Source organism: Sphingomonas sp. 3P27F8, from assembly GCF_005502745.1.
Taxonomy (GTDB): domain Bacteria; phylum Pseudomonadota; class Alphaproteobacteria; order Sphingomonadales; family Sphingomonadaceae; genus Sphingomonas.
On the sequence record NZ_SCNL01000001.1, the window covers coordinates 304,661 to 327,345 of the forward strand.

Genomic DNA, 22,685 nt, shown 5'->3' on the forward strand with positions numbered 1-22,685 from the left:
GCCCGAAATCGGGCGAATCGAGAGATTGTTTTGCCCGCCGGAGCTCCACCCGAAATGCCCGCAGCGATTCTAACGCCCGATCCGGTTGCCGACCTGGCCGGTTTGGAGCCGGTAGAGACGATCAAGCGCCGCTGGCCGATGATCCTGGGCGGGGTAGTGACGATCGCGATGATCGTGAGCCTTGGGCATGAATTGCTCAGCGCCGGCCTTGCCGGGCTAAACCGCACCGTGCCGTCTAGCCCGTGGTTCTATGTCTCCTTTGCACTGCTCTACGTGACCTTCCCGCTCGGCGACCTTCTGATCTTTCGTTATCTCTGGCGGATCCCGTGGCTCGGCGGCTTCATCGCGCTGAACAAGAAGCGAATCGCGAACGACGTCGTGCTCGGCTATTCGGGCGAGGCGTATTTCTATGCCTGGGCGCGCGCGCGGGCGCACATGGTTGCGGCCCCGTTTGGGGCGGTGAAAGATGTCAGCATCCTTTCCGGCATCGCCGGTAATGGCGCGACGATCCTGCTCTGCCTGATTGCGCTGCCGCTCGGCTATCAGCTCATCCCGCTGCCGATTCTGAAGACGGTCATGTGGTCGGCATGCATCACGCTGTTTATCTCGGTGGCGATCGTCGCCTTCTCCAAGCGCGTCTTTTCGCTGCCGCGCCGCGAACTGTGGACGATCTTCAACATTCACGCCGCGCGGATCGCGATCACATCGGTGTTGCTGGCGCTGTGCTGGCATTTTGCGATGCCTGGCGTTTCTGTCGGCATGTGGCTCTTCTTGTCGGCCGGCCGTCTGCTAGTGTCGCGGCTGCCGTTTCTGCCGAACAAGGATCTGCTGTTCGCCAATTTCGCGATCCTCATCGTCGGGCAGGACAAGGCCTTGTCGGAGATGATCGCCTTCACCGCTGCCCTCACTCTTCTGGTTCACGTCTTGCTCATCGCTGTTATCAGCGCGGGCAGCGGCATAGCAAAGGCACGCGCATGGCACGCCGCCTGATTTCCCTCGCAATTCTTGCGTTATTCGTGGCGCCGCCGGCCGCGGTCGCCCAGCCGATCGGCGAAACCGACGCATGCGTGAATGGGCCGGGCATCCGCGCCGACATTCTCGGTATGAAGGATCGCGCCGGCTCGTTGAAGCTTGAGCTCTACCCCGCGACGCAGGACGATTTTCTGCGCGACGATCACGATCTGAAGGCGGAAGGGAAAGTGTTTCACCGGATCTGGCAGGCTACGCCGAAGAACGGGCCGGTGGTGATGTGCATGCGCGTGCCACGTCCCGGCACTTATGCGCTGCTATTCACTCACGATCGCGACGGGAAGAACAAGTTTAACTTCTGGACCGACGGCGTTGGCGTGCCCGGCAACCAAAAGCTCGGCCGCTCGCGACCCAAGGTCGGCTATGCGATGGTCAATGTCGGCGTCGGCGTCACCACGATCATGATCCGTGCGCAATATTTGCACGGGTTCCCGCCTGCCTTCGGCCCGCTGGGACGCTGAATATGCGCATCGTCGACGTCAACGAAATCTATTCCCCCACCGGCGGCGGGGTGCGCACCTATATCGACCGGAAGATTGGCATCATGGCCGATCTCGGACACGAACTGATAGTTCTCGCCTGCGGGAAGGAAGAGCGAATCGAGGATCGCCCCGGCGGCGGGCGCATCCATTTTGTGAAATCACCCCCGATCCCGTTTGACAAGAACTACGGTTTGTTCTGGGATCGCGCTGCGATCACTCGCCTGCTCGATCATTACGACCCGGACGTGGTGGAGAATTGCAGTCCGTGGAAGCCGGCGTGGTTCGTGGGTGACTGGCAAGGCCGCGCGCTGAAATCCTATTTCATGCATAACGACAATATGGCCGCTTACGCCCAGCGCTGGTTTGAAGGCGTGGCGAGCGCCGAGCGCGTCGAGCGCGCGTTCGCCTGGTACACGCGCTACATGGCGCGCTTCCTTAACAAATATGATTGCGTCGTCACAAACGGCCCCGCGCTTCAGAAGCGACTCACGGCGCGCGGTCTGCGCATCGACGCCTCGTTCCCGCTCGGTATCGAGCGCCAGCATTTCTCGCCTCGCTTCCGCGATGAAAAATTGCGGCGCGCGCTGCTGAAGCAATGCGAGCTGCCGGAGGATGGCTTGCTGCTTTTCGGCGTCGGGCGTCATCATCGGGAAAAGCGCTGGGACATGATTATCGACGCGGTTGAGCGCGCCGGAGCGCACCTGCCGGTTGGGCTGATCCTGATAGGGCATGGCGGCCAGACGCCGGCGCTGGAGCGTCGCGCGGCGGGCAGTCCGCATATCCGGCTGTTCAAGCCAGTCTACGATCGCGAAAGACTCGCCAGCATCATGGCAAGTGCGGACGCCTGCATTCACGGCTGCGAGATCGAGACGTTCGGGCTGGTCGTGTCCGAGGCGCTGGCCTCCGGGGCGCCGCTGATCGTGCCGAACGAAGGCGGCGCGGGCGAAGTGGCGCGTCCGGAATTCGCGGAGACCTATGCCGCCGGAAATGCGCGCGCGTGCGCCGACGCGATCTTGCGGCTCGCCGCACGAGATCGCCGTATCCTGCGCCGAGCCGCCGCCGTGGCGGCGGGGCAGGTGGTGGACGATCGCCAGCACGCTCAGGCACTGGTCGATTACTATGCCGACCGAATCGCGCTGCGCGACGGCGTTCAGCGCGCCAGATCGGCGTAGCACGACGGCACGCGCCCGCCGCGCGTGAAGGCGCGAAAGGTGCGATCGATGCTGTCCAGCAGGCGCGGCACATGCGCGTCGCCGGGGTGCACCGCCACCCGGACGACCCGTGCCGGCTGAAGCAGCGAGCGCAGCACGGCAGCGGCGGCGAGCGAGCTTAGCTGTCGCCCATTCGTCCGGCTGGCCCAAGTGATGACGGGGCCGCGTGTCAGCACCTTGTCCGCGGCGCTCGGCACCCATACCCGTCCATGGTTTTCGGCCAGCGCAAAGCCCGCCTCTCCCAGCGCCCGCATCGCATCGGGCGAATAGAGCCACGCCGGTGCGATGAACCCCGCCGCCGGGCGGCCGATGATATCCTCCACCAGTGCCTTGCCGCGTTTCATCCGATCGAGCGCGGTTGCGTGATCGAGGCCGAGGAACTCGCCCTCGCTCGCGGTCATATGCTTGGCCTTGAGGGCCGCGATTCCCCGATGCTCGGTGGTGTCGCGGTGGAACCAGCCATGGACGAACATCTCGACACCCGAATCCGCCCAGCCGCGCAGCTTCGTCGCGAAGGGCGTGCCGGGCGCCAGCGGCGCTTCACCCCAATGATCCGGCACCACCAGCATCGCGAGGCGTGGGCCGCCCAAATGCCTGGACAGTCGCGCCAGCAGCGCCTCCACCTCGCACTCGAAACGCGGGCCGACATCGTGGATTGAGGCAAGCAGTCGCTTCATCGCTTCAACTCATAGACCGAAATGGTCTCGTCCCCCAGCGGCATGGCATGAACAAGGCGATACTCGCGCGTCATCGCGGCGGTCACGATTGCGCGGATATCCTGTCGCTCCCCGCGCGAGGCCGGCCGCATCACCACCGTCGTCGGCCGCAGCGACAGGATGCGTCGCACCTCCCGGGCCTGGTCCACGCCGACCGCGCGCTGTTCACGAAGACGATAGAGGTGGCTGGGGAACATGTAGCGGCTGGGATGGCAACGCGCCGTCGCGGCATAAAGCTTTGTGTCGCCGGAATAAACCCACAGGCAACCCGGCCCTGGCCCCACCGCCTGCGTCAGCGCCGCGAATTCCGCCGGGCCACCCCGCCCGATTCGCTGCATCACCACGTTGACAGTGCCGACCAGCGCGACGAGCACTAGGATCGTGAGGCCCGCGCCACGCCGCCGCCCCAGGAACCCCGCCGCGCAGATCGTGCCCGGCACCATCGCCGGCAGGGCGTAATGTTCGTACCAGCCGCCGAACAGCAGGATGCCCATCAGCGCCACCGCGAACCAACAGCGGACGAAGCGCCGCGATGCCGCGTCGCCCGCTTCCGCCACCCCGTGCGAGCTGAACGCCATCGCTATCAACGGCGACAGGAACAGCACAAGCTGCGCCAGATTGCCCCAGCGTTCCATCGCCGGATCGTCCGCCCGCGAGAAAATCGACCATACGTTGGCGTACAAAAAAGCATCGAAAGCGCCGATCGTAGCATAGAAGAGCGCGATCGCGGCGGTCGGGGCGAGCGCGAGCATCGCCAGCATCACCGCGCGCGACGCCACGCGCGCCATGCCGATCCTGCCGCGCCAGTCCCGTGCGACGATCCACAGCCCGAAGAACACCCCCTCGAACACTGCCGAGGTCTTGATCGTCAGCGCAATGCCCACCAGCAGCATCGCGGCCGCGTCGCGTCGCCATAGCCTCGCGCCATTGCTGGCGATCAGCAGCGCCGCCGCCGCCATCGGCAGGTTATAGAAAACCGGCGATTGCCCGCCCTGCCCCTGCGCGACATTCAACCACAGGATATAGGCAGCGCCCGCCAGCGTCGCGCCGTCCCGCCATCCTGCGCGGATCGCGAGCCGCGCGATGAACCCCGCCGTTGCCACCACCGACGCCAGCGCCATCGCCTGATAGGTCCAGATGCCCCACCAGAATGGCAATGCGGCGGGCGGCATATAGAGCAGGAACAGCCCCGCCGGCTTCCTGTCCCAAATGTCGATATAAGGGATTGCGCCACGCCACATCGCCTGCGCGACGGTGAAATAGAAATCCTCGTCGACATGGACGACGGGGTTGCCGAACGTCGCCGCGCGCGCCGCGATCGCGACGATCAGCAGCACGAGCAGGCGGTGGCGATCGATCAGGCGCGAATGCATCGCCACCGGCTCTATCCGAGATGACACGGACCTGTCACGATCGCACGGCAGACGACGCGCAAGACGCCGCACGCTTTCAGGAAGGATGTCGCCACGATGATCGACCTTTCACGCCGTTCCCTGCTGGCCACCGGCACGCTGGGGCTCGGTGCGTTCGCCCTCCCCGGCTTCGCCGCTGCGGAGAGCGTGATGGCCGCACGGGGTTTCACCCACGCGGTCGCGTCCGGTGAGCCGGGGCCGGACGAGATGCTGCTGTGGACACGTTATATACCGGTTTCCGGCGATTCGGCCGAGTTGAAGGTCGAGCTTGCCGAAGCCGCTGATTTTGCGCGGGTCGTTGCGTCGGGCGCGCAGATCACCGGCCCATGGCGGGATTGGACGGCCAAGATCACCGTGACCGGGCTGAAGCCCGGCCGCACCTATCATTATCGCTTCGTCGCCCCCGATGGCAGCTTCTCGCCGGTCGGCACGACTCGCACCCTGCCCGATGACGCCGCGCGCAGTTTCCGTGCCGCGATCTTCTCCTGCTCGAACATGGGATTTGGCTGGTTCAACGCTTATGGTCATGCCGCCGCGCGGAACGATCTGGACCTGTGGATTCACCTCGGCGACTATTTTTATGAATATGCGCTCGGCGAGTATCCCTATAGCACGCAGGCGGTGGCGGGCCGCGTGCCGCAACCTGCGGGTGAGCTCATCCATCTCGCCGATTATCGTCTTCGCTACGCGAGCTATCGCGCCGACCCCGATCTTCAGGCGCTTCACCTGCGGCTGCCGATGCTGGCGCAGTGGGACGATCACGAAAGCGCTAACGACAGTTGGGAGGGCGGCGCGGAAAACCACGATCCCGTCAAGGAGGGTGACTGGAATGATCGCCGTGCCGCCGCTATCCAGGCATACCGCGAATGGATGCCGGTGTCGGACGAGCCGTGGAAGGCGTATGACATCGGCACGCTTGCGACGCTCTATCGCACGGAATCGCGGCTGCTCGCCCGCACCCGCCAGCGCGAAATTGAGGAATTCCTGAAAACGCCGGATGTCACGGTCGCGCTGAAGAATTTTCGTGACCGAGACTGGCAGGATCCCGCCGTCACCATGCTTGGCAGCCAGCAGGAGGCATGGCTGGCCCACGGGCTCCGTACTTCTGTGAAAGCTGGCAAGCGCTGGCAGGTCGTAGGCTTCGGCACCGTCATGGGTGACCTCCACACGCCCGCAGACGCTCTCTCATGGCTCAGCACCAATGCGGGTGAGCGGGCGCAAGGCTATGTCAACGCCGGGATCGCGGCGGCAAAGCTCGGCATGCCAAACAATTACGATAGCTGGGGCGGCTATCCTGCCGCACGACGCCGCTTCCTCGAATCGGCCCGCGCTGCCGATGCGAACCTCGTCGTCATCACCGGCGACAGCCACAATGCCTGGGCGTTCGATCTGGCGCAGGGCGGCAACGCCACCGGCGTCGAGTTCGCCGGCCATTCGGTGACATCGCCGGGCTACGAGAATGCGCTGGCTGCCGACCCCGCACAGATCGCAAGATCGCTCGTCGCCGCCAATCCCGAACTGAAATGGTGCGACACCAGCCGCCGCGGCTACATGGCGATGACGATAACACCGGATCGCGTGGCCAACGACTGGTTGTTCGTCGATAGCGTCCGTGTGCGTTCGGCAAAGGCGTCGGTCGGGCACAGCGTCGTCGTGCAACGCGGCCGGCGGGCGATGATGTCCTAGTATCGGGCGCTACTCTCCGCGTTCGATCGGCAGCGACAAGAGAATCTGCTCGCGCAGCATCGCCTCAAGCTCTTCGGCGCCCTGCCCGTGCGCGGTGGCGCGCTTGCGGAGCAGCGCACGGAGCACGCCCGCGCGCGTGACCGGCGGACGCGCGGCGCGACCTTTTTCGAGCGCGCGCGACAGCGTGAGTGAAAGCCTGGACATATCTGTATCTTAGGCGTCGGCGATTTGCGCGGTGGATAACGATCGTGGTTACCGACTGATTTACCTTGGCCGCGTCCACAGCGATGCCGCGCGCGGCACATCCGTGATCGGGCGCGATGCCGCCAGCCACGCGCCCATTACATGCCCGAGCTTGCCCGCCTTGCCGGTCGAAACACGATGATCCCAGGCATGAGCGCCGCGCCGGGCGACTTCACGCGCAATGTCGCCGTAGATTCCCGCAGCGGCCAGCACCGCCCAGCGCGAGCGCCGCGGCAGGCGCGCAGCACCGATCCGTGCACTCGCCTCATGCTGCGCCGCGCGATCGGTAAGGCGGCGCACAAGCACTACCAGCCGATCGCGGAACGGCGGCTTCATGTGCTGGCCCGGCGGAATATCCATTTCCGCGAGCCATTCCATCGGCAGATAGCAACGTCCGGCGCGATCATCCTCCGCCACGTCACGCGCGATATTGGCGAGCTGAAAGGCGAGGCCGAGGTCGCACGCCCGGTCAAGCGTGTCGTCATCCCCGGGCGGCACGCCCATCACCGCCGCCATCATGCACCCCACGGCGCCCGCGACATGATAGCAATATTGGAAGAGATCGTCCTCGCCGCGCGGCCGCCAGTCCTCGGCATCGAGCCGGAAGCCCGCGACCAGATCATGCGCGAAACGCGGCGGCATCGCGGTTTCCGCCGCGACGACGCCCAACGCGTCGAATGCCGCATCGCCCGTCACCTCGCCGGCGAGCGCGGCGTCGGTCAGCCGTTCGACCATCGCCACCTGCGCCAGCGGATCGGCAACCCGCGTCATCTCATGCCCGTGATCCTGCCCGTCGATCAGATCGTCGCAGCGCCGACACCACGAATAAAGCAGCCACGCCCGCTCGCGCGTGGGCGGATCGAACAGGCGGCTTGCCAGCGCGAAGCTTTTCGAGCCGCGCACGATCGATTCGCGCGCCGTCGCGACGAGCGCGTCGCGGTCTGGCGCTGCGCGGCTCAGAGGTCCGCCGCCTTCATCCGCACGATCGGCTGGGTCGGCACGTGCGCCGCCATGCGATCGAGCAGTTCGTCCAGGGTTTCCGCCACGATCAACAGGTCGCGATGCTGCGGCCGCAGGAAGCCGACGGTCGCCATCTTCGCCCAGAAAGCGACGAGATCGTCATAATAGCCCATCGTGTTGAGCAGCCCGACGGGATCGCTGTGATAGCCAAGCTGCGCCCAGGAGAGCGCCTCCCACAACTCATCCATCGTGCCGGTGCCGCCGGGGATGGTGACGAAGCCGTCGGCGATATCGGTAAACGCCTTCTTGCGCTCGTGCATCCCGGGGACGACGTGAAGCTCGGTCAGCCCGCGATGCGCCACTTCGGCATCGACCAGCGCCTGCGGAATCACGCCAATCACCTCGCCGCCCGCCGCCAGCGCCGAATCGGCGAGCGCGCCCATCAGCCCCAGCCGCCCGCCGCCATAGACCACGCCGATCCCGCGCGCCGCCAGCCCGCGCCCCACGGCGCGCGCGGTCTCGAGATAGACGGGATCGGCCGGCGTGGCCGAGCCGCAATAGACGGCGAGACGCTTCATCTGTTCACCCTGCTGGAAAGTCCGGCGGCGCTACCGAAACGGGCGCGCGCGGGCAAGATGCCGCCCCTCAACCGCGTCCCAGCATCAGCCCGGCGGTCGCCTTCGCGCTGCCGACGACACCGGGGATGCCCGCCCCCGGATGCGTCCCGGCGCCGACGAAATACAGGTTGGATATCGCATCGTCGCGATTGTGGACGCGGAAATAGGCGCTCTGCGTCAGCACCGGCTCCAGGCTGAAGGCGCTGCCGAGATGCGCGTTTAGATCGTGCTGGAAATCGGCCGGCGTATAGCTGAATTTCGTCACGATCCGCTCGTGGATATCCGGTATCAGCCGTCGGCCGATCTCGTCGAGGATCCGCTTCTCCATGATCGGCGCGACGCGGCCCCAGTCTTCCGTGAATTTGCCGGTGTGCGGCACCGGCGCAAGCGCATAGAAGGTGGAGCAGCCCTCCGGTGCCAGCGACGGATCGGTGACGGTCGGGTGGTGCAGATAGAGCGAGAAATCGGACGAGAGCACGCCGTGATCGTAGATGTCGGCGAGCAATTCGCGATAGCGCGGGCCGAACAGGATCATGTGGTGCGGGATGCCCGGCCAAGTTCCCTTGATCCCGAAATGCACCACGAACAGCGATGGCGAATATTTCTTCTTCTCGAGCTTGTCCGCGCTCCGCCGCGCCGAGGCCGACCCCGCGAGCAGATCGCGATAGGTGTGAACGATATCGCTGTTCGCGGCGAGCATGTCGCATTCACCGCGCCATCCGCTCGCCGTCTCCACCGCCGTCACGCGATCGCCCATCGTCTCGATCCGCGCCACCGGATCGCCCAGCCGGATCGTGCCGCCGATCCGCTCGAACAACGCGACCAGCCCGGCAACGAGCCGGTTCGTCCCGCCGCTGGCGAACCACACGCCGCCATCCCGCTCGAGCTTGTGGATCAGCGCGTAGATCGCGCTGGTCGTCATCGGATTGCCGCCGACCAGCAGGGTGTGAAAGGACAGCGCCTGCCGCAGCTTCTCGCTGCGCACGAAGCGCGAAACCATCGAATAGACCGATCGCCATGCCTGATATTTCGCCAGCGCCGGCGCCGCCTTCACCATCGATGCGAAATCCAGAAAGGCAACGTGCCCGAGTTTCTCGTAGCCTTCGTGAAACACGCCGGCCGAATATTCGAGAAACTTCGCATAACCGGCGATATCGGCCGGATCGAGCTTGCCGATTTCCGCGCGCAGCACGGTATCGTCGTTGGTATAGTCGAAGTTCGTCCCGTCCGGCCAGTTGAGGCGATAGAACGGGCTGACCGGCTGAAGCGTCACATCCGCCGCCATGTCGTGCCCGCTCAGCGCCCACAGCTCTTTCAGACAGCTGGGATCGGTGATGACGGTCGGGCCGGCGTCGAACGTGAATCCTTCGCGCTCCCAGAAATAGGCGCGCCCGCCCGGCTTGTCGCGCGCCTCGACGATCGTCGTCGCGATCCCTGCCGATTGCAGCCGGATCGCGAGCGCCAGCCCGCCGAACCCCGCACCGATCACCACCGCCGTTGTCATGCCATTCGCCTCGCGACCCTCACCGCGCGCCAGAACGGCACGGGCGGCTTGCCACTTAGCACGCGCGCCTTGTCGGGAAAGGTGGAACGCGCGGCATAGAAGCGCGCGATCAGCCCGGCGCGCAGCCGGTAGAAGCGTTCGAGCACGCGATAGCGCGCATCGGGATCAGCGGCCCGGAAAAGCATCGCAGCGAGCAGACGATAGAAACCCCGGTCATCCCAGGTGGCGCGGGCATGATCGTGCGTCAGCGTGTGCAGCGCATCGCCGGACAGATCATCCGCTGCCGCAATCCTCACGGCGAGGCGCACCGCATCTGGCAGCGAATAGCCGGTCATCGGGTGGAAGAGTCCGGCCCGCATTCCCGCCTTGGCCACGCGCGCGCCGCCCGCGCGCCAGAAAGCCTCGAAATCGCCGCCCATCGCCACCGGCAGCGCGCCGCGTTCCTCGCGACCGCTCTCCGTCACCTGCCAGCCGCGGCTTTCGGCATAGACCTCGATCCGCCGGCCAAGCGCGCCCGCGTTCACATTGGCGCCGTCGCTGTAATAGGTATCCTCGACGAACACGCGCGTGGGAGAAAGCGGCAGGCAATAGACGAAGCGATAGCCGTCGTGCTGCGCCACGGTGGCGTCCATCACGACCGGCCGCTCCAGCCCGTGCCCGCCGGCCACCTCCAGCTCGCGCCCGACAAATTTCTGCCAGCCCAGATCGAGCGCCGAAAGATCGCCCGCACCGCGCGCGTCGATCACCCCTTTCGCCTCGATTCGGTCACCATCGGCGAACGAAACGCCGGTCGCGGCGACGCTGTGCACCTTGCGACCCATCATCAACGCATGCGCAGGAAGCCGCGCGCGCACGACTTCGTCGAGCCGCTCGGAGGCGATCGAATAATAAGGCTGGCGCAGGATGCGCGCGTGCGCCGGAAACGCCACATCATAATCGGGCCAGGCATGGCAGACGAGCGGCGCCAACAGCCACCGGTCCTCCTTCGCCACATCGGCGTCGAAGAACGACCAGAGGTGGTTGCCGCCGATCGTTTCGCCCGCCTCGATCAGCAGAAGCGAAAGATCAGGGCGTTTTTCGGCAAGCGCCAGCGCGATCAGCGACCCCGCGAGGCCGCCGCCGACGATCGCCACGTCGCAGCCGTGGATTTCCGCCATGAGCGCGGCCCTAGCCGATCCCCGCGGCGCGCGAAAGAGCAGGAGAATCACGCCAGCCCCGGATCGGGACGGTTCCCGGCACCGCCCATCAACGCTGTCATCGTTCGGAGACGGGCGCTAGAAGCGCATCGATGCTGATCGCGATCCTCCTCTCCGCGCTCGCCATGACGGCGATCGTCGGCATACGATATCTGCTGACGAGCGGTGGCTTCGCGCTGGCGACACGGCTGCGCCATCCAGGCCTGTATCGCGGGCTCGATCCGCAGATTCGCGCCGAGATATGGTGGAGCCTGGTGTCGGCGGCGATTTATGGCGCTCCGGCCGGCATTATCGCCTGGGGCTGGCAGAACCGCGGCTGGACGCAGATCTACACCGACATCCATGCCCGGCCTATCTGGTATCTGCCGCTTTCGGTGCTGCTGTATCTCGCGCTGCACGACACCTGGTTTTACTGGACCCATCGCTGGATGCACTGGCCAAAGCCCTTCCGCATCGCGCATGCCGTCCACCACGCCAGCCGCCCGCCGACCGCATGGGCGGCGATGGCGTTCCACCCGATCGAAGCGCTGACCGGCGCTGTGATAATTCCGCTACTGGTGTTCCTCATTCCGATCCATGTCGCGGCGCTCGGGGTGGTGCTCACGGTGATGACGGTTATGGGGGTCACCAATCACATGGGGTGGGAGATTTTCCCCCGGTTCATGTGGCGAGGGTATCTGGGGGCCTGGCTCATCACCGCGAGCCATCATCAGCGTCACCACGAGCGTTACGGGTGCAATTATGGCCTCTACTTCCGGTTTTGGGATCGGCTTTGCGGCACCGATGACGGGCTCGGCGATTTCACCCGCGCGCATCGTGCCGCGGCTCGTCTTGGCGGCGGCGGGAACGATGCTGATCGGCGCAAGCCCGGTCGCACGGCTTGATCTCGATTTCGTGAACGTCCGATCGGCGAAAGGGATGCTGCGCATCTGCATCGCCAACACCGCGAAGAATTTCCCCGCCTGCAAGGATGAGCATCACGGCATCGCCCGATCGATGCCGGCCAGCGCGCGCGAACTGCTGCTCGAAGGGCTGCCGCCAGGCGACTATGCCGTCGCGGTGATCCACGACGAGAACGGCAACGGCAAGCTCGATACGTTCGCCGGCATTCCGCGTGAGGGCTTTGGCTTTTCGCGCAATCCCTCGATCCGCTTCGGGCCGCCGAGTTTTGCCGCCGCGCGCTTTCCGATTGACGGGGACGGCGCGCGGCAGACGATCAGGATACGCTATCTGTTGTGACGCGCGACGGACCCGATCGCCGCCCCGGCAGTTTCAACCGGAACGACAAAAGGGGAATCGCCTGTGCGTAGCTTGTATCTGATCGGGGCCGCCTGTTTCCTCGTTTCCGGCCCTGCGCTGGCGCAGCAGAACCCCGGCCCGGGATCGAGCCGCCCGACACCCGAGGATCTGGCGCGCGACAGCGTGACGGTGGGCATCGGCGCAGGCTATATGAGCGATTACGAGGGATCGAACCATTATTCGCTTTTCCCGATTCCGGGCGCGATCGGCACGGTCAGCGGATACAGCTTCACCGTCATCGGCAATCGCGCCAGCGTCGATCTGATCCGCAACCAGCCGGGCCCGACATGGGATATTCAGCTCGGCCCGGTCGCCGTCCTGAACTTCAACCGCTCCACGCGCGGCGGGATCGACAATCCGCAGGTCCGCGCCCTGCCCAAACGCGGGCTGGCCGTGGAGCTTGGCGGCTATGTCGGCATCGGCAAGACCGGCGTCATCACCAGCGACTACGATAATCTCTCCGTGTCGCTCAGCTACCGCCGCGATGTCGCCGGCGTTCATGACAGCGCGATCATTTCGCCATCGATAACCTATATGACGCCGCTGAGCCGCAAGGTCGCCGTCGGCCTCTACGCGTCGGCGGAGCATGTCCAGCGCCGGTACATGACGGCATATTATGATGTGAGCGCCGCCGACAGCGCGGTGAGCGGCCTGCCCGTTTTCAACGGCAACGGCGGGTGGAAGAACTGGACGGTCGGCGCGCTCGGCACCGTTTCCGTTTCCGGCGATCTGCTGCGCGGCTGGAAACTGGTTGGCGGCGTGACCTATGAGCGGGTGCTCGGCGATACCGCAGCCAGCCCGCTAGTCAGCGTCGCTGGCTCGCCCAACCAATGGCTCGGCGCGCTCGGCGTGGCCTATACCTTCTAGGGCCTGAGCATGTATGGCCATTTCCGGTCGCGATTCTGTCGATTCGTTCAGCTTGGCGACAGCGAAATACTTTACGCCGCGTTTTTGCCCGGCAACGAACGGGCGAGTTCAGGAAGGAAGGCAGCATGACGCAGGACGAGCGACTTGTCGTGGCACCCGAGGTGTCAGAGGAACGGCGTGACGACCGCCGCGCCTTCTTTGCCGCGGCGGCGGGCGCGCTCGCGATCGGCACGGGCGCGTTTCTGTTCGCCGATCCGCTTTCCGCGCAGACGCTCGTCGATGCCGACGTCCTGAATTTCGCGCTTAACATCGAATATCTGCAGGCGAATTTCTACGGCTATGCGTCCGCAGGCGCGGGGCTTGCGACAGCGGATACCCAGAGCGGCGCCGCGACCCCGGTTGCAGGCGGCACCGTGATTCCTGGCGCAAAGGTTACGTTCGCCGATCCGATCGTTGCCGCCTACGCCAATGAAATGGCCGCCGTTAACCTCAATCAGGTTCGCTTCCTGCGCACCTCGCTCGCCACCTCTGCGGTGGCGCAACCGGCGATCGACCTGGGCAATGCGGCGACCAGCGCGTTCAGCGTGATGGCGCAGAATGCCGGGCTCGTCGCACAGGGCGCTCCGTTCGATCCATATGCATCGGACACCAACTTCCTGCTTGCCGCATTCTTCCTCCAGGATGTCGCTGTCAGCGCCTATCAGGGCATGTTCGCGTTACTTTCCAGCAAGACCTATCAGGAAGCGTTCGGCGGCCTGATGGCGACCGAGGCGCATCATGCGGCGCTCGTGCGCACCACGCTGTACCAGAAGAGCGTCGCCACCCCTGCGTTGCTCGATCAGGTCGACCTCATTTCCAATTATCGCGACAGCATCGACGGTGGTACGGATGACGATCAGGGCATCCGCCCGGTCAGCTCCGGCAACGGCCTGGTCGCCAATATCGCACCCGTGGACAGCAACGCCAACACCTTCCCCCGCACCAGCGGCACGGTGCTCAACGAGCTGTTCCTGACGCGAACCTCGACGACGAAGGGCGGCTTCTTCCCGGGCGGCATCAACGGCAACATCACGACGAGCGCGGCAAGCTGAGGGCGGACCGACGCCCCCTCCCAGCCTCTCCCGATTCACAGGATTACCGTCATGATCGACCAGGAAAAGATCGCCACCGTCCTCGACGCCGCCGCGCTGCGCAACGCGGAACGCCGCCGTTTCCTCAGTATCGCTGGCCGCACCGGCGCGGCCGCCGGCGGCCTCGCGCTGCTTTCGGCCTGCGGCGGCAGCAGTTCGGGTAGCGCGACGCCCACCCCCACGCCCACCTCGACAGCAACCAGCAGTGTCGAAGCGGCGGACATCTCGATCCTCAACCTAGCGCTCAACCTCGAATATCTTTCCGCGCAATACTTTTCGTACGCGGCGCTCGGCACCGGGCTGCCCGCGTCTGACCTGACCGGCACGGGCACGCCGGGCACGGTGACGGGCGGCGCGCAGGTCGCGTTCGCCGACCCGGTCGTCGCTGCCTGCGCACGCGAGATCGCACGGGACGATCGGGCGCATGTCGAATATCTCCGATCGCTGGCAGCGTCGCTGACCGGCTCGTCGCCGGTGGCCATGCCGGCGATCAACATCGACGGCACCAGCGCGACCGGCGCGTTTTCCACGTTCGCGCAGCTTGCTACCGTGGTGGCCGCGGGCGCGCCGTTCAATCCGTACGCTTCGGACGAGAATTTCCTGTATGGCGCGTTCATCCTCAAGGATGCGATAGTCACAGTGTACAAAGGCCTCGCGCCGCTGATCGGAACCGCTGCCTTCGCGGCCGGCGCGGTGGGCGTTCTCGGCGCCGAAAGCTATCACGCCGGCCTGATCCGTACGTTGTTGTATTCGAAGGGCCTTACCGCCAACCCCGCGCTGTTCAGCAATGCGCGGAACAGCCTGAACCCGGGCAAGAACCTCGACGAGGGCATCGCGGGCGCCAACTCTTCTATTTCGAACATCGCGCCTGTCGATGGCAATGGCATCGTATTCAGCCGAAACACCGGGCAAGGGCTGAACATCTTCTTCCAGAACAAGGCGGCGGTCACCTCCGGCGGCTTCTTCCCGTCCGGCGTCAACGGAACGGTCAACACCAGCGCCGCGAGCGGATGATCCCGTGGGCCGGCGCTGGACGCCGGCTGACGATCCGCCTACAACGACCGTATCCCCGGGGGACCGCTTTCGTCGCGGTTGAGAGGAGGGCCGCAGCCCTCGACCCGCTGAACCTGATCCGGCTGACACCGGCGTAGGGAGGGAGCGGCGCTTCATCCCGGCCGTGCCCCTCCCCGCGACAAGCGAGGAATGCGACACATGGCCGATATCCCAGCACGTACCGAAATCGGTGTCACCACCGGCCCGATCCGCGGCAGCCGCAAGATTCACGTCGGCCCGCGCAAGGTTGCGATGCGGGCGATCGATCTGGAGCCCTCGTCCGGCGAACCGCCGCTCAACGTCTACGACACCTCTGGCCCTTACACCGATCCCGACGCACGGATCGATATCATGGCCGGCCTGCCCGCGCTGCGCCGCGACTGGATCGTGGGGCGCGGCGATGTCGAAAGCTATGACGCGCGCGAGATCAGGCCCGAGGACAACGGCCTCAAGGGGCCGGATCGCTCGGCCGGCGTCGCGCAGTTTCCCAATGTCGTCCGCCGCCCGCTGCGCGCCAAGCCCGGCGCCAACGTCAGCCAGATGCATTACGCCCGGCGCGGCATCATCACGGCGGAGATGGAATATGTCGCCACCCGCGAGAACCTGGGACGCGAAATGCTGCGCGACTACATCCGTGACGGCGAGAGCTTCGGCGCGGCGATCCCCGATTACGTAACCCCCGAATTCGTCCGCGACGAAGTGGCACGCGGGCGGGCGATCATCCCGAACAATATCAACCACCCCGAATCCGAGCCAATGGCGATCGGGCGGAATTTCCTCGTCAAGATCAATGCCAATATCGGCAACTCGGCCGTCGCGTCCGACGTGGCGAGCGAGGTGGACAAGATGGTCTGGTCGATCCGCTGGGGCGCGGACACGGTGATGGACCTGTCGACGGGCCGCAACATCCACGACACGCGTGAATGGATCATCCGCAATTCGCCGGTGCCGATCGGCACGGTGCCGATCTATCAGGCGCTGGAGAAGGTGGGCGGGATTGCCGAGGATCTGACGTGGGAAATCTTCCGCGACACGCTGATCGAGCAGGCGGAGCAGGGCGTCGACTATTTCACCATCCACGCCGGCGTCCGCCTGCCCTACGTGCCGCTGACGGCCAAGCGCGTCACGGGGATCGTCTCGCGCGGCGGCTCGATCATGGCGAAATGGTGCCTTGCGCATCACAAGGAGAGCTTCCTTTACGAGCGCTTCGACGAGATCACCGAGATCATGAAGGCGTATGACATCGCCTATAGCCTCGGCGACGGGCTGCGCCCGGGGTCGATCGCGGACGCCAACGACGAGGCGCAGTTCGCCGAACTCTACACGCTCGGCGAACTCACCAAGCGCGCCTGGGAACAGGACGTGCAGGTGATGATCGAAGGCCCCGGCCACGTGCCGATGCACAAGATCAAGGAGAACATGGACAAGCAGCTGGAGGCGTGCGGCGAAGCCCCCTTCTACACACTCGGGCCGCTGACGACCGATATCGCGCCGGGATATGACCATATAACCAGCGGCATCGGCGCGGCGATGATCGGCTGGTATGGCACGGCAATGCTCTGCTACGTCACGCCGAAAGAGCATCTCGGCCTGCCGGACCGCAATGACGTGAAGGTCGGCGTGGTGACATACAAGCTGGCCGCCCATGCCGCCGATCTCGCCAAGGGCCATCCTGCCGCGCGGCTGCGCGACGACGCGCTAAGCCGTGCCCGCTTCGAATTCCGCTGGCGCGATCAGTTCAACCTGTCGCTCGATCCCGACACGGCCGAAGCGTATCACGACCAGACGCTTCCGGCGGAGGGCGCTAAGACCGCGCATTTCTGCTCGATGTGCGGTCCGAAATTCTGCTCGATGAAGATCACGCAGGAGGTGCGCGAGTTCGCCCGGCTGCAAAACCAGCCCGCCGATGCCTTTGTAGCGGCGGACGCGGCGGAAGCCGGCATGAAGCAGATGAGCAAGGTGTATGACGAAACCGGCCGCGAATTGTACATGGGCGCCGGCGGCAGGGAGCATGATTGAGGGATATGGCGGCGGGCTGGCGGGCTCGCCGCTTACGGGCGGTCACGAACCACGGTCGGACCGCCCGCATACTTTCGGTCGATCGATAGCGGGCCTTCTGGAAGCGTGGTCTCGCGCGGGCGACCGGATCAACCGCCGCCGTGGAGGTTGATCTTCTGCCCGGTGACGTAATCGGCGTCGGCAGAAACGAAGAAGGAGACCGCCGCCGCGACATCCTCCGGCGTCGAGACGCGCCCGAACGGCGATTGCGCGTCGAGATCATGAATGCTCGCTACCCCGCGCGTGGCCTTGGCGAGGCGCTCGCCCATGTCGGTGACGGTGAGCCCCGGCGCAACGATGTTCACCCGGATACCGTTCGCGCGCTCCTCCTTCGCCAGCGTTTCCGCCAGCGCCTCAGCGGCGGCCTTGCCCATATTATACGGCGCGCCGTTGGGCGAATTGTAGAGCGTGGCGACGCTGGAGATCATGACGATGTCGCCGCGCGGGCGGGTGCGCATCGAGGGCAGCACCAGCTTGGACATGTAATGGGGGGCGAGCGCATGGGTGCGTACCACGCGCTCCAGCTCGCCCGGATCGGTATCCGCGACCGACTGGCCGCGGCTGGCGATGCCGGCATTGTTGACCAGAATGTCCACCACCGGGAAATCGGCCAGCACGGCCGCGACCAGCGCCTCGCATTCCTCGAAACGATCGACCGACGCGGCATAGGCCTTCGCGCGACGCCCGACCGCCTCGATCTCGCGCACGACGTCGGCGGCGGCGTCCGCATCGCGGCGATAGTTCACCGCGACATCGGCGCCGTCCCTCGCCAGCCGCAGCGCGATCGCACGGCCGATCCCGCGGCCGCCCCCGGTTACGAGCGCGACGCGCCCCTGAAGTCCGCTCATGCCCCTTGCTCCTTCCTGGTGTAGTCCGGCCGACGTTTCTCGAAAAACGCGGCGATCGCCTCGTTGAAATCCGGACCGGAGGCGCAGAGGATCTGGTTGCGATCCTCCATCGCCACTGCCGCCTCGAGGCTGGGCGCGTCGATCGACATGCGCAGGCACTCTTTGGTTAGGCGGAGACCGAGCGGCGCGGTAGTCAGCATCGAATCGATCAGCGGCGCGGCCGCCTGCGCCATCGCCTCGTCGGCAACGACACGGCTGACGAGGCCGGTGGACAGCGCACGCTCGGCCGTGATGAAATCGCCGGTCAGCATGAATTCCGCCGCCACGCTTGCCCCGACCAGCCGGGGCAGGAAATAGCTGACCCCGATATCGCACGCGGAAAGTCCGATGCGGATGAAGGCGGCGTTCATTCGCGCCGATTCGCCCGCGATGCGGATATCGCTCGCCAGCGCCATCGCGAACCCGCCTCCACAGGCAGGACCGTGTACCAGGCTGATGACGGGCTGCGGGCAATAGCGCATCTTCATCACGATTTCCGCGATGCTGCGCTGATGCGCGAGCCGATCGATCGTATCGCGATCGCCGCCGGCGCGCGGTGCCGCAAGGTCCAGCCCGGCGCAGAAGGCGCGACCGGCGCCGCGGAGCACGATGACGCGACAGTCGCGGTCTTTCGCGACTGCGCCGAAATAGTCGGAGAGCGCGCCGATCAGCGCATCGTCGAGCGCATTGAGCCGGTCCGGCCGGTTCATCGTCACCCAGTCGACGCCGTCCCGGCGCTCCACCAGCAGCGTCGCTTCGCCCACGCATTCTCTCCCACAGTTCTGTTGACGCATCTTTCTACATAACTAATGTTATCCCGCAACAGCCGGCGCGAACCGGCGTGGGTTACAGGAGAGCGATGCGTGAAGCTGGGGCCGGATATTGCGGCGATCATCACCGGCGGGGCCTCTGGCCTTGGCCACGCGACCGCAAGCGCATTGCGCGCGGCGGGGGTGAAGGTCGCGTTGTTCGACAAGAATGAGGAGATCGGCCCAGAGGCCGCTGCCGCGATCGGCGCGACCTTCTGTGCGGTCGATGTGATGCAGCAAGCTTCCGTCGATGCCGGCTTCGCAAAGGCGCGGGCCGCGAACGGGCAGGAGCGCATCCTCGTCAATTGCGCCGGGGGAGGCTTCGGCGCGCACAAGACGGTCGCGCGCTCGAAGGAAACCGGCGAGATCGAACCCTATCCGCTCGACAAATATATCAAGACGATCGAGCTGAACCTGATCGGCAGTTTTCGCTGCATCGTGGGCGCGGCGGCCGGGATGATGACGCTCGATCCGCTGCCGGACGGGGATCGCGGCGCGATCGTCAACACCGCCAGCGTCGCGGGCGAGGAAGGGCAGATGGGTCAGGTCGCCTATGCCTCCGCCAAGGCGGGAGTGATCGGCATGACGCTGCCGATCGCCCGCGATCTGATGAGCGAAGGCATCCGTATCAACACGATCCTGCCCGGCATCTTCGACACGCCCCTGCTCGCGCGGGCCAAGCCGCAAGTGAAGGCGGCGCTCGCTGCATCGGTGCCATTCCCGAAGCGTCTCGGCGCGGCGCAGGAATATGCGGCGCTGGCGGTGGAGATGATCCGCAACGGCTATTTCAATGGCGAGGACGTGCGCCTCGACGGCGCGATCAGGATGCAACCGCGCTGACGGCGTAAGGGGACAGGCGATGAACTTCGATTATTCCGACGACCAGAAGATGCTCAAGGAGGAAGCGCGCCGCTTCCTCGCCGCGAAATGCGACGCCAGGGCGGTGCGCGCGGTACTTGACGATGCCGGCCAGAGCCATGACGCCGGGCTGTGGCGCGCGGTAGCCGAACAGGGCTGGCTCGGCACCGCGATACCGGAGGCCTATGGCGGGCTGGGGCTGGGCCATGTCGAATTGTGCGCGCTGGCCGAAGAACTCGGCCGCGCCTGTGCGCCGATTCCGTTCGCCTCGACCGTCTATTTCGTGGCGGAGGCGCTTATGCTGTTCGGCTCCGAGGCGCAGAAAGCGAAATGGCTACCGCGGATCGCCGCCGGCGAGGTGATCGGCGCATTCGCCACGAGCGAAGGCAAGGGCCCGGTGACGCGGCGTTCGATCCGCACCACCGTGAGCGGCGGCAAGCTCACCGGCGAGAAGATTCCCGTGACCGACGGTGACGTGGCGGACCTGATCGTCGTGCTGGCGAAGGACGGCCTCTATCTGGTCGAAAAAGGCGCGGGTGTATCGCCGGAAGTGCTTACCACGCTCGATCCGACGCGCTCGGCGGCGAAGCTCGTGCTGAGCGGTGCACCCGCCGAGCGGCTTGGCGACGAGGACGGGATCGACGCAATGCAGGCGGTGTTCGATCGTGCGGCGGTGCTGCTTGCGTTCGAACAGATCGGCGGCGCGGATCGCAGCCTCGAAATGGCGAAGGGCTATGCGCTCGAACGCTTCGCCTTCGGCCGGGCGATTGCCGGCTATCAGGCGATCAAGCACAAGCTCGCGGACATCTATGTGAAAAACGAGATCGCGCGCTCGAACGCATATTACGGAGCCTGGGCGCTCAACACCTCCGCTGCGGAACTGCCGCTCGCCGCCGCCACCGCGCGCGTCGCGGCGAGCGAGGCGTTCTGGTTCGCGTCGAAGGAGAATATCCAGACGCATGGCGGCATCGGCTTCACCTGGGAGGCCGATCCGCAGCTTCTCTATCGCCGGTCCCGGCAATTGAGCCTTGTCGCAGGCGCGCCGTCTACATGGCGCGAGCGGCTGGTCAGCCAGCTCGAAGCACGCAACGCGGCCTGATTGGAGAGAGATGATGGACTTCAACGACACCCCGGAAGAGGCCGAATATCGCGCCAGGGCGCGCGCGTGGCTGGAAACGAATGCAGCCGAGCACAAGGCGATCGCCCACGCCGACGATATGGCAGCCGCACGCAGCTGGCAGGCGCGCAAGGCCGGCGCGGGCTATGCCCAGATCACATGGCCCAAGGAATGGGGCGGCGGCGGCGGCACACCGATCCAGAGCGTGATCTTCGGCCAGGAGGAATCGCGATTCCCGGTCCAGTACGGTTATTTCACCATCGGGCTGGGCATGTGCGTGCCGACCGTGATGGCCTTTGCCAATGACGAAACAAAAAAGCGCTTTGTCGGGCCGGCGCTGCGCGGCGAGGAAATCTGGTCGCAACTCTTCTCCGAGCCGGCTGGCGGTTCGGACGTGGCGGCGATTCGCACCCGCGCGGTGCGCGATGGCGACGACTGGGTCGTCAATGGCCAGAAAGTGTGGACGTCCGGCGCGCATTATTCGGATTACGGCATCGTCCTCGTCCGCACCAATACCGAGGTGCCCAAGCACAAGGGGCTGACGATGGTCTGGCTCGATCTGCGGTCACCGGGGATCGAGATCCGGCCGATCCACCAGATGTCGGGCGGGTCTAACTTCAACGAAGTGTATTTCACCGATGTCCGTATCCCGGATGCGCAGCGCTTGGGCGCGGTGGACGATGGCTGGAAGGTCGCGCTCGTCACGCTGATGAACGAGCGGCTCGCCGTCGGCGGCGGCACAGGCGCCGGACCGAAGGAGATCCTCGCGCTGGCAAAGGAACTCGACGCGATCGAGGGACCGCTGATCCGCGATCCGGCGTTCCGTCAGCGGCTTGCCGACTGGTATGTCCAGTCCGAAGGGCTGCGCAACACGCGGATGCGCACGATAACCGCGCTGAGCCGGGGACAGACGCCGGGGCCGGAGAGTTCGATCGGAAAGATAATTGCCGCCAATCAGCTTCAGGAACTGGGCAATGCCGCCGTGGAGGCGGAGGATCAGTACGGGATCATCAACGATCCCGCGCTGCTGCCGCTGAAGGGGCTGTTCCAGACGGCGGTGATGAATGCGCCGGGCCTGCGCATCGCCGGAGGAACGGACGAAATCCTGAAGAACATCATCGCGGAGCGTGTGCTCGGCCTGCCCGGCGAAATCCGCGTCGACAAGGACGCAGCGTTCAAGGATCTGCCTGCCGGGCGTTAAGCTGGCGGCGCGACCCCTTCGCGCCGCCGCCGGCAATCAGGCGATGACGCTCACGGCGTTGACGTAGACCAGCAGGGCGGCGGTTGCGAAGGAAGCGAGGCCAAGGGCGAAAGGGCGGTACATGTCTGTCTCTCCGGGTGCGATTGCGACGACGGCGATCAGGCGATCGGCATCACGGGAACGGCGGCGCTGACCATCAGCGCGGCGACGAACAGGGCGCCGACGAGGCTGAACGCATAGTGGCGAGCGGTGATGAAACGGTCGGTCATGGCATCGGCTTTCTGCTGTGCCACCAGACTATCCGGTGGCGATGCTTGATACCTTGCAGAGGCCGTGCCAGTTTTATAACT

At 65.6% G+C, this 22,685-nt stretch carries 23 protein-coding genes and 1 riboswitch; of the genes, 13 read left to right on the forward strand and 10 right to left on the reverse strand.

Going from position 1 to position 22,685, the window contains the following annotated elements; translation table 11 throughout:
* The first annotated feature begins 54 nt into the window (after positions 1–54).
* From FFS35_RS01485 to FFS35_RS01495, 3 genes are read left to right on the forward strand one after another with little or no spacing between them, the layout of a single operon-like run.
* Positions 55–990, forward strand: coding sequence for a hypothetical protein (locus FFS35_RS01485; RefSeq protein WP_137785332.1), 936 nt, complete (start codon positions 55–57; stop codon positions 988–990).
* On the forward strand, positions 975–1,490 hold the full coding sequence (locus FFS35_RS01490) for a DUF2141 domain-containing protein (protein WP_137785333.1): 516 nt from the start codon (positions 975–977) through the stop codon (positions 1,488–1,490). Before FFS35_RS01485 ends, FFS35_RS01490 begins: the two co-directional genes overlap by 16 nt.
* Positions 1,491–1,492: 2 nt before the next feature.
* Positions 1,493–2,683, forward strand: a complete 1,191-nt coding sequence (locus tag FFS35_RS01495) for a glycosyltransferase (protein ID WP_137785334.1) — start codon at positions 1,493–1,495, stop codon at positions 2,681–2,683.
* Here the strand turns inward: FFS35_RS01495 and FFS35_RS01500 are convergent.
* Together FFS35_RS01500 and FFS35_RS01505 are read right to left on the reverse strand one after the other, a co-directional pair.
* Positions 2,662–3,399, reverse strand: coding sequence for a polysaccharide deacetylase family protein (locus FFS35_RS01500; RefSeq protein ID WP_137785335.1), 738 nt, complete (start codon positions 3,397–3,399; stop codon positions 2,662–2,664). The two genes, FFS35_RS01495 and FFS35_RS01500, sit on opposite strands and share 22 nt — an antisense overlap.
* Positions 3,396–4,811, reverse strand: coding sequence for a glycosyltransferase family 87 protein (locus FFS35_RS01505; protein ID WP_137785336.1), 1,416 nt, complete (start codon positions 4,809–4,811; stop codon positions 3,396–3,398). Before FFS35_RS01505 ends, FFS35_RS01500 begins: the two co-directional genes overlap by 4 nt.
* Positions 4,812–4,907: 96 nt before the next feature.
* Here FFS35_RS01505 and FFS35_RS01510 point away from each other — a divergent pair, with 96 nt between their 5' ends.
* Entirely contained in the window at positions 4,908–6,536 is a 1,629-nt protein-coding gene (locus FFS35_RS01510; RefSeq protein WP_137785337.1) for an alkaline phosphatase D family protein, read from the forward strand.
* A 9-nt stretch (positions 6,537–6,545) separates the two neighbouring features.
* Here FFS35_RS01510 and FFS35_RS01515 read toward each other — a convergent pair whose 3' ends face one another.
* The 5 genes from FFS35_RS01515 to crtY all read right to left on the reverse strand — a co-directional run bounded on the left by FFS35_RS01515 (position 6,546) and on the right by crtY (position 11,017).
* Positions 6,546–6,740, reverse strand: a complete 195-nt coding sequence (locus FFS35_RS01515; RefSeq protein WP_137785338.1) for a hypothetical protein — start codon at positions 6,738–6,740, stop codon at positions 6,546–6,548.
* 60 nt (positions 6,741–6,800) lie between these two features.
* Positions 6,801–7,739, reverse strand: a complete 939-nt coding sequence (locus tag FFS35_RS01520; RefSeq protein ID WP_137785339.1) for a phytoene/squalene synthase family protein — start codon at positions 7,737–7,739, stop codon at positions 6,801–6,803.
* A complete protein-coding gene (locus tag FFS35_RS01525) occupies positions 7,736–8,317 on the reverse strand; it encodes a TIGR00730 family Rossman fold protein (RefSeq protein WP_137785340.1) in 582 nt (193 codons plus the stop codon). Before FFS35_RS01525 ends, FFS35_RS01520 begins: the two co-directional genes overlap by 4 nt.
* Positions 8,318–8,384: 67 nt before the next feature.
* The gene (locus FFS35_RS01530; RefSeq protein WP_137785341.1) at positions 8,385–9,860 is read right to left on the reverse strand and encodes a phytoene desaturase; all 1,476 of its coding nucleotides are present in this window, start codon (positions 9,858–9,860) and stop codon (positions 8,385–8,387) included.
* Complete coding sequence (gene crtY, locus FFS35_RS01535) at positions 9,857–11,017, reverse strand: lycopene beta-cyclase CrtY (RefSeq protein WP_137785342.1); 1,161 nt, start codon at positions 11,015–11,017, stop codon at positions 9,857–9,859. Before crtY ends, FFS35_RS01530 begins: the two co-directional genes overlap by 4 nt.
* A 131-nt stretch (positions 11,018–11,148) precedes the next feature.
* Here crtY and FFS35_RS01540 point away from each other — a divergent pair, with 131 nt between their 5' ends.
* The 6 genes from FFS35_RS01540 to thiC all read left to right on the forward strand — a co-directional run bounded on the left by FFS35_RS01540 (position 11,149) and on the right by thiC (position 17,424).
* Positions 11,149–11,940 carry a sterol desaturase family protein gene (locus tag FFS35_RS01540; protein WP_137785343.1) on the forward strand — a complete coding sequence of 264 codons (792 nt, stop codon included), beginning with the start codon at positions 11,149–11,151 and terminating at the stop codon, positions 11,938–11,940.
* Positions 11,906–12,295, forward strand: coding sequence for a DUF2141 domain-containing protein (locus FFS35_RS01545; protein ID WP_137785344.1), 390 nt, complete (start codon positions 11,906–11,908; stop codon positions 12,293–12,295). Before FFS35_RS01540 ends, FFS35_RS01545 begins: the two co-directional genes overlap by 35 nt.
* A 63-nt stretch (positions 12,296–12,358) precedes the next feature.
* The gene (locus tag FFS35_RS01550) at positions 12,359–13,222 is read left to right on the forward strand and encodes a MipA/OmpV family protein (RefSeq protein ID WP_137785345.1); all 864 of its coding nucleotides are present in this window, start codon (positions 12,359–12,361) and stop codon (positions 13,220–13,222) included.
* A gap of 125 nt (positions 13,223–13,347) precedes the next feature.
* Complete coding sequence (locus tag FFS35_RS01555) at positions 13,348–14,313, forward strand: ferritin-like domain-containing protein (protein WP_137785346.1); 966 nt, start codon at positions 13,348–13,350, stop codon at positions 14,311–14,313.
* A 51-nt stretch (positions 14,314–14,364) separates the two neighbouring features.
* Positions 14,365–15,366, forward strand: a complete 1,002-nt coding sequence (locus FFS35_RS01560; protein ID WP_137785347.1) for a ferritin-like domain-containing protein — start codon at positions 14,365–14,367, stop codon at positions 15,364–15,366.
* Positions 15,367–15,412: 46 nt separating this feature from the next.
* Positions 15,413–15,523, forward strand: a riboswitch (TPP riboswitch).
* A gap of 41 nt (positions 15,524–15,564) precedes the next feature.
* On the forward strand, positions 15,565–17,424 hold the full coding sequence (gene thiC, locus FFS35_RS01565) for a phosphomethylpyrimidine synthase ThiC (RefSeq protein ID WP_137785348.1): 1,860 nt from the start codon (positions 15,565–15,567) through the stop codon (positions 17,422–17,424).
* Between the two features lie 128 nt (positions 17,425–17,552).
* Here the strand turns inward: thiC and FFS35_RS01570 are convergent, their stop codons facing one another.
* Both FFS35_RS01570 and FFS35_RS01575 read right to left on the reverse strand, forming a co-directional pair.
* A complete protein-coding gene (locus tag FFS35_RS01570) occupies positions 17,553–18,311 on the reverse strand; it encodes an SDR family oxidoreductase (RefSeq protein WP_137785349.1) in 759 nt (252 codons plus the stop codon).
* On the reverse strand, positions 18,308–19,114 hold the full coding sequence (locus tag FFS35_RS01575) for an enoyl-CoA hydratase-related protein (RefSeq protein WP_283214502.1): 807 nt from the start codon (positions 19,112–19,114) through the stop codon (positions 18,308–18,310). Before FFS35_RS01575 ends, FFS35_RS01570 begins: the two co-directional genes overlap by 4 nt.
* Before the next feature lie 99 nt (positions 19,115–19,213).
* Between FFS35_RS01575 and FFS35_RS01580 the strand changes: the two genes are divergently transcribed.
* Genes FFS35_RS01580 through FFS35_RS01590 form a run of 3 tightly spaced genes read left to right on the forward strand, consistent with a single transcriptional unit; the run spans position 19,214 to position 22,335 of the window.
* Positions 19,214–19,999 (forward strand): SDR family NAD(P)-dependent oxidoreductase, encoded by a 786-nt coding sequence (locus FFS35_RS01580; protein ID WP_137785351.1) that lies wholly within the window; start codon positions 19,214–19,216, stop codon positions 19,997–19,999.
* Positions 20,000–20,018: 19 nt separating this feature from the next.
* Complete coding sequence (locus FFS35_RS01585; RefSeq protein WP_137785352.1) at positions 20,019–21,116, forward strand: acyl-CoA dehydrogenase family protein; 1,098 nt, start codon at positions 20,019–20,021, stop codon at positions 21,114–21,116.
* 13 nt (positions 21,117–21,129) lie between these two features.
* On the forward strand, positions 21,130–22,335 hold the full coding sequence (locus FFS35_RS01590; RefSeq protein WP_137785353.1) for an acyl-CoA dehydrogenase family protein: 1,206 nt from the start codon (positions 21,130–21,132) through the stop codon (positions 22,333–22,335).
* Between the two features lie 158 nt (positions 22,336–22,493).
* Here the strand turns inward: FFS35_RS01590 and FFS35_RS20455 are convergent, their stop codons facing one another.
* A complete protein-coding gene (locus tag FFS35_RS20455) occupies positions 22,494–22,628 on the reverse strand; it encodes a hypothetical protein (protein ID WP_283214503.1) in 135 nt (44 codons plus the stop codon).
* Positions 22,629–22,685: the final 57 nt, after the last annotated feature.

Bases quoted from the DNA above. Each gene is read 5' to 3' on its own strand.
- FFS35_RS01490 (WP_137785333.1), top strand. From the start codon at position 975: ATGGCACGCCGCCTGATTTCCCTCGCAATTCTTGCGTTATTCGTGGCG.
- FFS35_RS01560 (WP_137785347.1), top strand. From the start codon at position 14,365: ATGATCGACCAGGAAAAGATCGCCACCGTCCTCGACGCCGCCGCGCTG.
- FFS35_RS01540 (WP_137785343.1), top strand. From the start codon at position 11,149: ATGCTGATCGCGATCCTCCTCTCCGCGCTCGCCATGACGGCGATCGTC.
- FFS35_RS01585 (WP_137785352.1), top strand. From the start codon at position 20,019: ATGAACTTCGATTATTCCGACGACCAGAAGATGCTCAAGGAGGAAGCG.
- FFS35_RS01510 (WP_137785337.1), top strand. From the start codon at position 4,908: ATGATCGACCTTTCACGCCGTTCCCTGCTGGCCACCGGCACGCTGGGG.
- crtY (WP_137785342.1), bottom strand. From the start codon at position 11,017: ATGGCGGAAATCCACGGCTGCGACGTGGCGATCGTCGGCGGCGGCCTC.
- FFS35_RS01515 (WP_137785338.1), bottom strand. From the start codon at position 6,740: ATGTCCAGGCTTTCACTCACGCTGTCGCGCGCGCTCGAAAAAGGTCGC.
- FFS35_RS01500 (WP_137785335.1), bottom strand. From the start codon at position 3,399: ATGAAGCGACTGCTTGCCTCAATCCACGATGTCGGCCCGCGTTTCGAG.
- thiC (WP_137785348.1), top strand. From the start codon at position 15,565: ATGGCCGATATCCCAGCACGTACCGAAATCGGTGTCACCACCGGCCCG.
- FFS35_RS01530 (WP_137785341.1), bottom strand. From the start codon at position 9,860: ATGACAACGGCGGTGGTGATCGGTGCGGGGTTCGGCGGGCTGGCGCTC.
- FFS35_RS01495 (WP_137785334.1), top strand. From the start codon at position 1,493: ATGCGCATCGTCGACGTCAACGAAATCTATTCCCCCACCGGCGGCGGG.
- FFS35_RS01505 (WP_137785336.1), bottom strand. From the start codon at position 4,811: ATGCATTCGCGCCTGATCGATCGCCACCGCCTGCTCGTGCTGCTGATC.
- FFS35_RS01590 (WP_137785353.1), top strand. From the start codon at position 21,130: ATGGACTTCAACGACACCCCGGAAGAGGCCGAATATCGCGCCAGGGCG.
- FFS35_RS01485 (WP_137785332.1), top strand. From the start codon at position 55: ATGCCCGCAGCGATTCTAACGCCCGATCCGGTTGCCGACCTGGCCGGT.
- FFS35_RS01555 (WP_137785346.1), top strand. From the start codon at position 13,348: ATGACGCAGGACGAGCGACTTGTCGTGGCACCCGAGGTGTCAGAGGAA.
- FFS35_RS01525 (WP_137785340.1), bottom strand. From the start codon at position 8,317: ATGAAGCGTCTCGCCGTCTATTGCGGCTCGGCCACGCCGGCCGATCCC.
- FFS35_RS01570 (WP_137785349.1), bottom strand. From the start codon at position 18,311: ATGAGCGGACTTCAGGGGCGCGTCGCGCTCGTAACCGGGGGCGGCCGC.
- FFS35_RS01545 (WP_137785344.1), top strand. From the start codon at position 11,906: ATGCTGATCGGCGCAAGCCCGGTCGCACGGCTTGATCTCGATTTCGTG.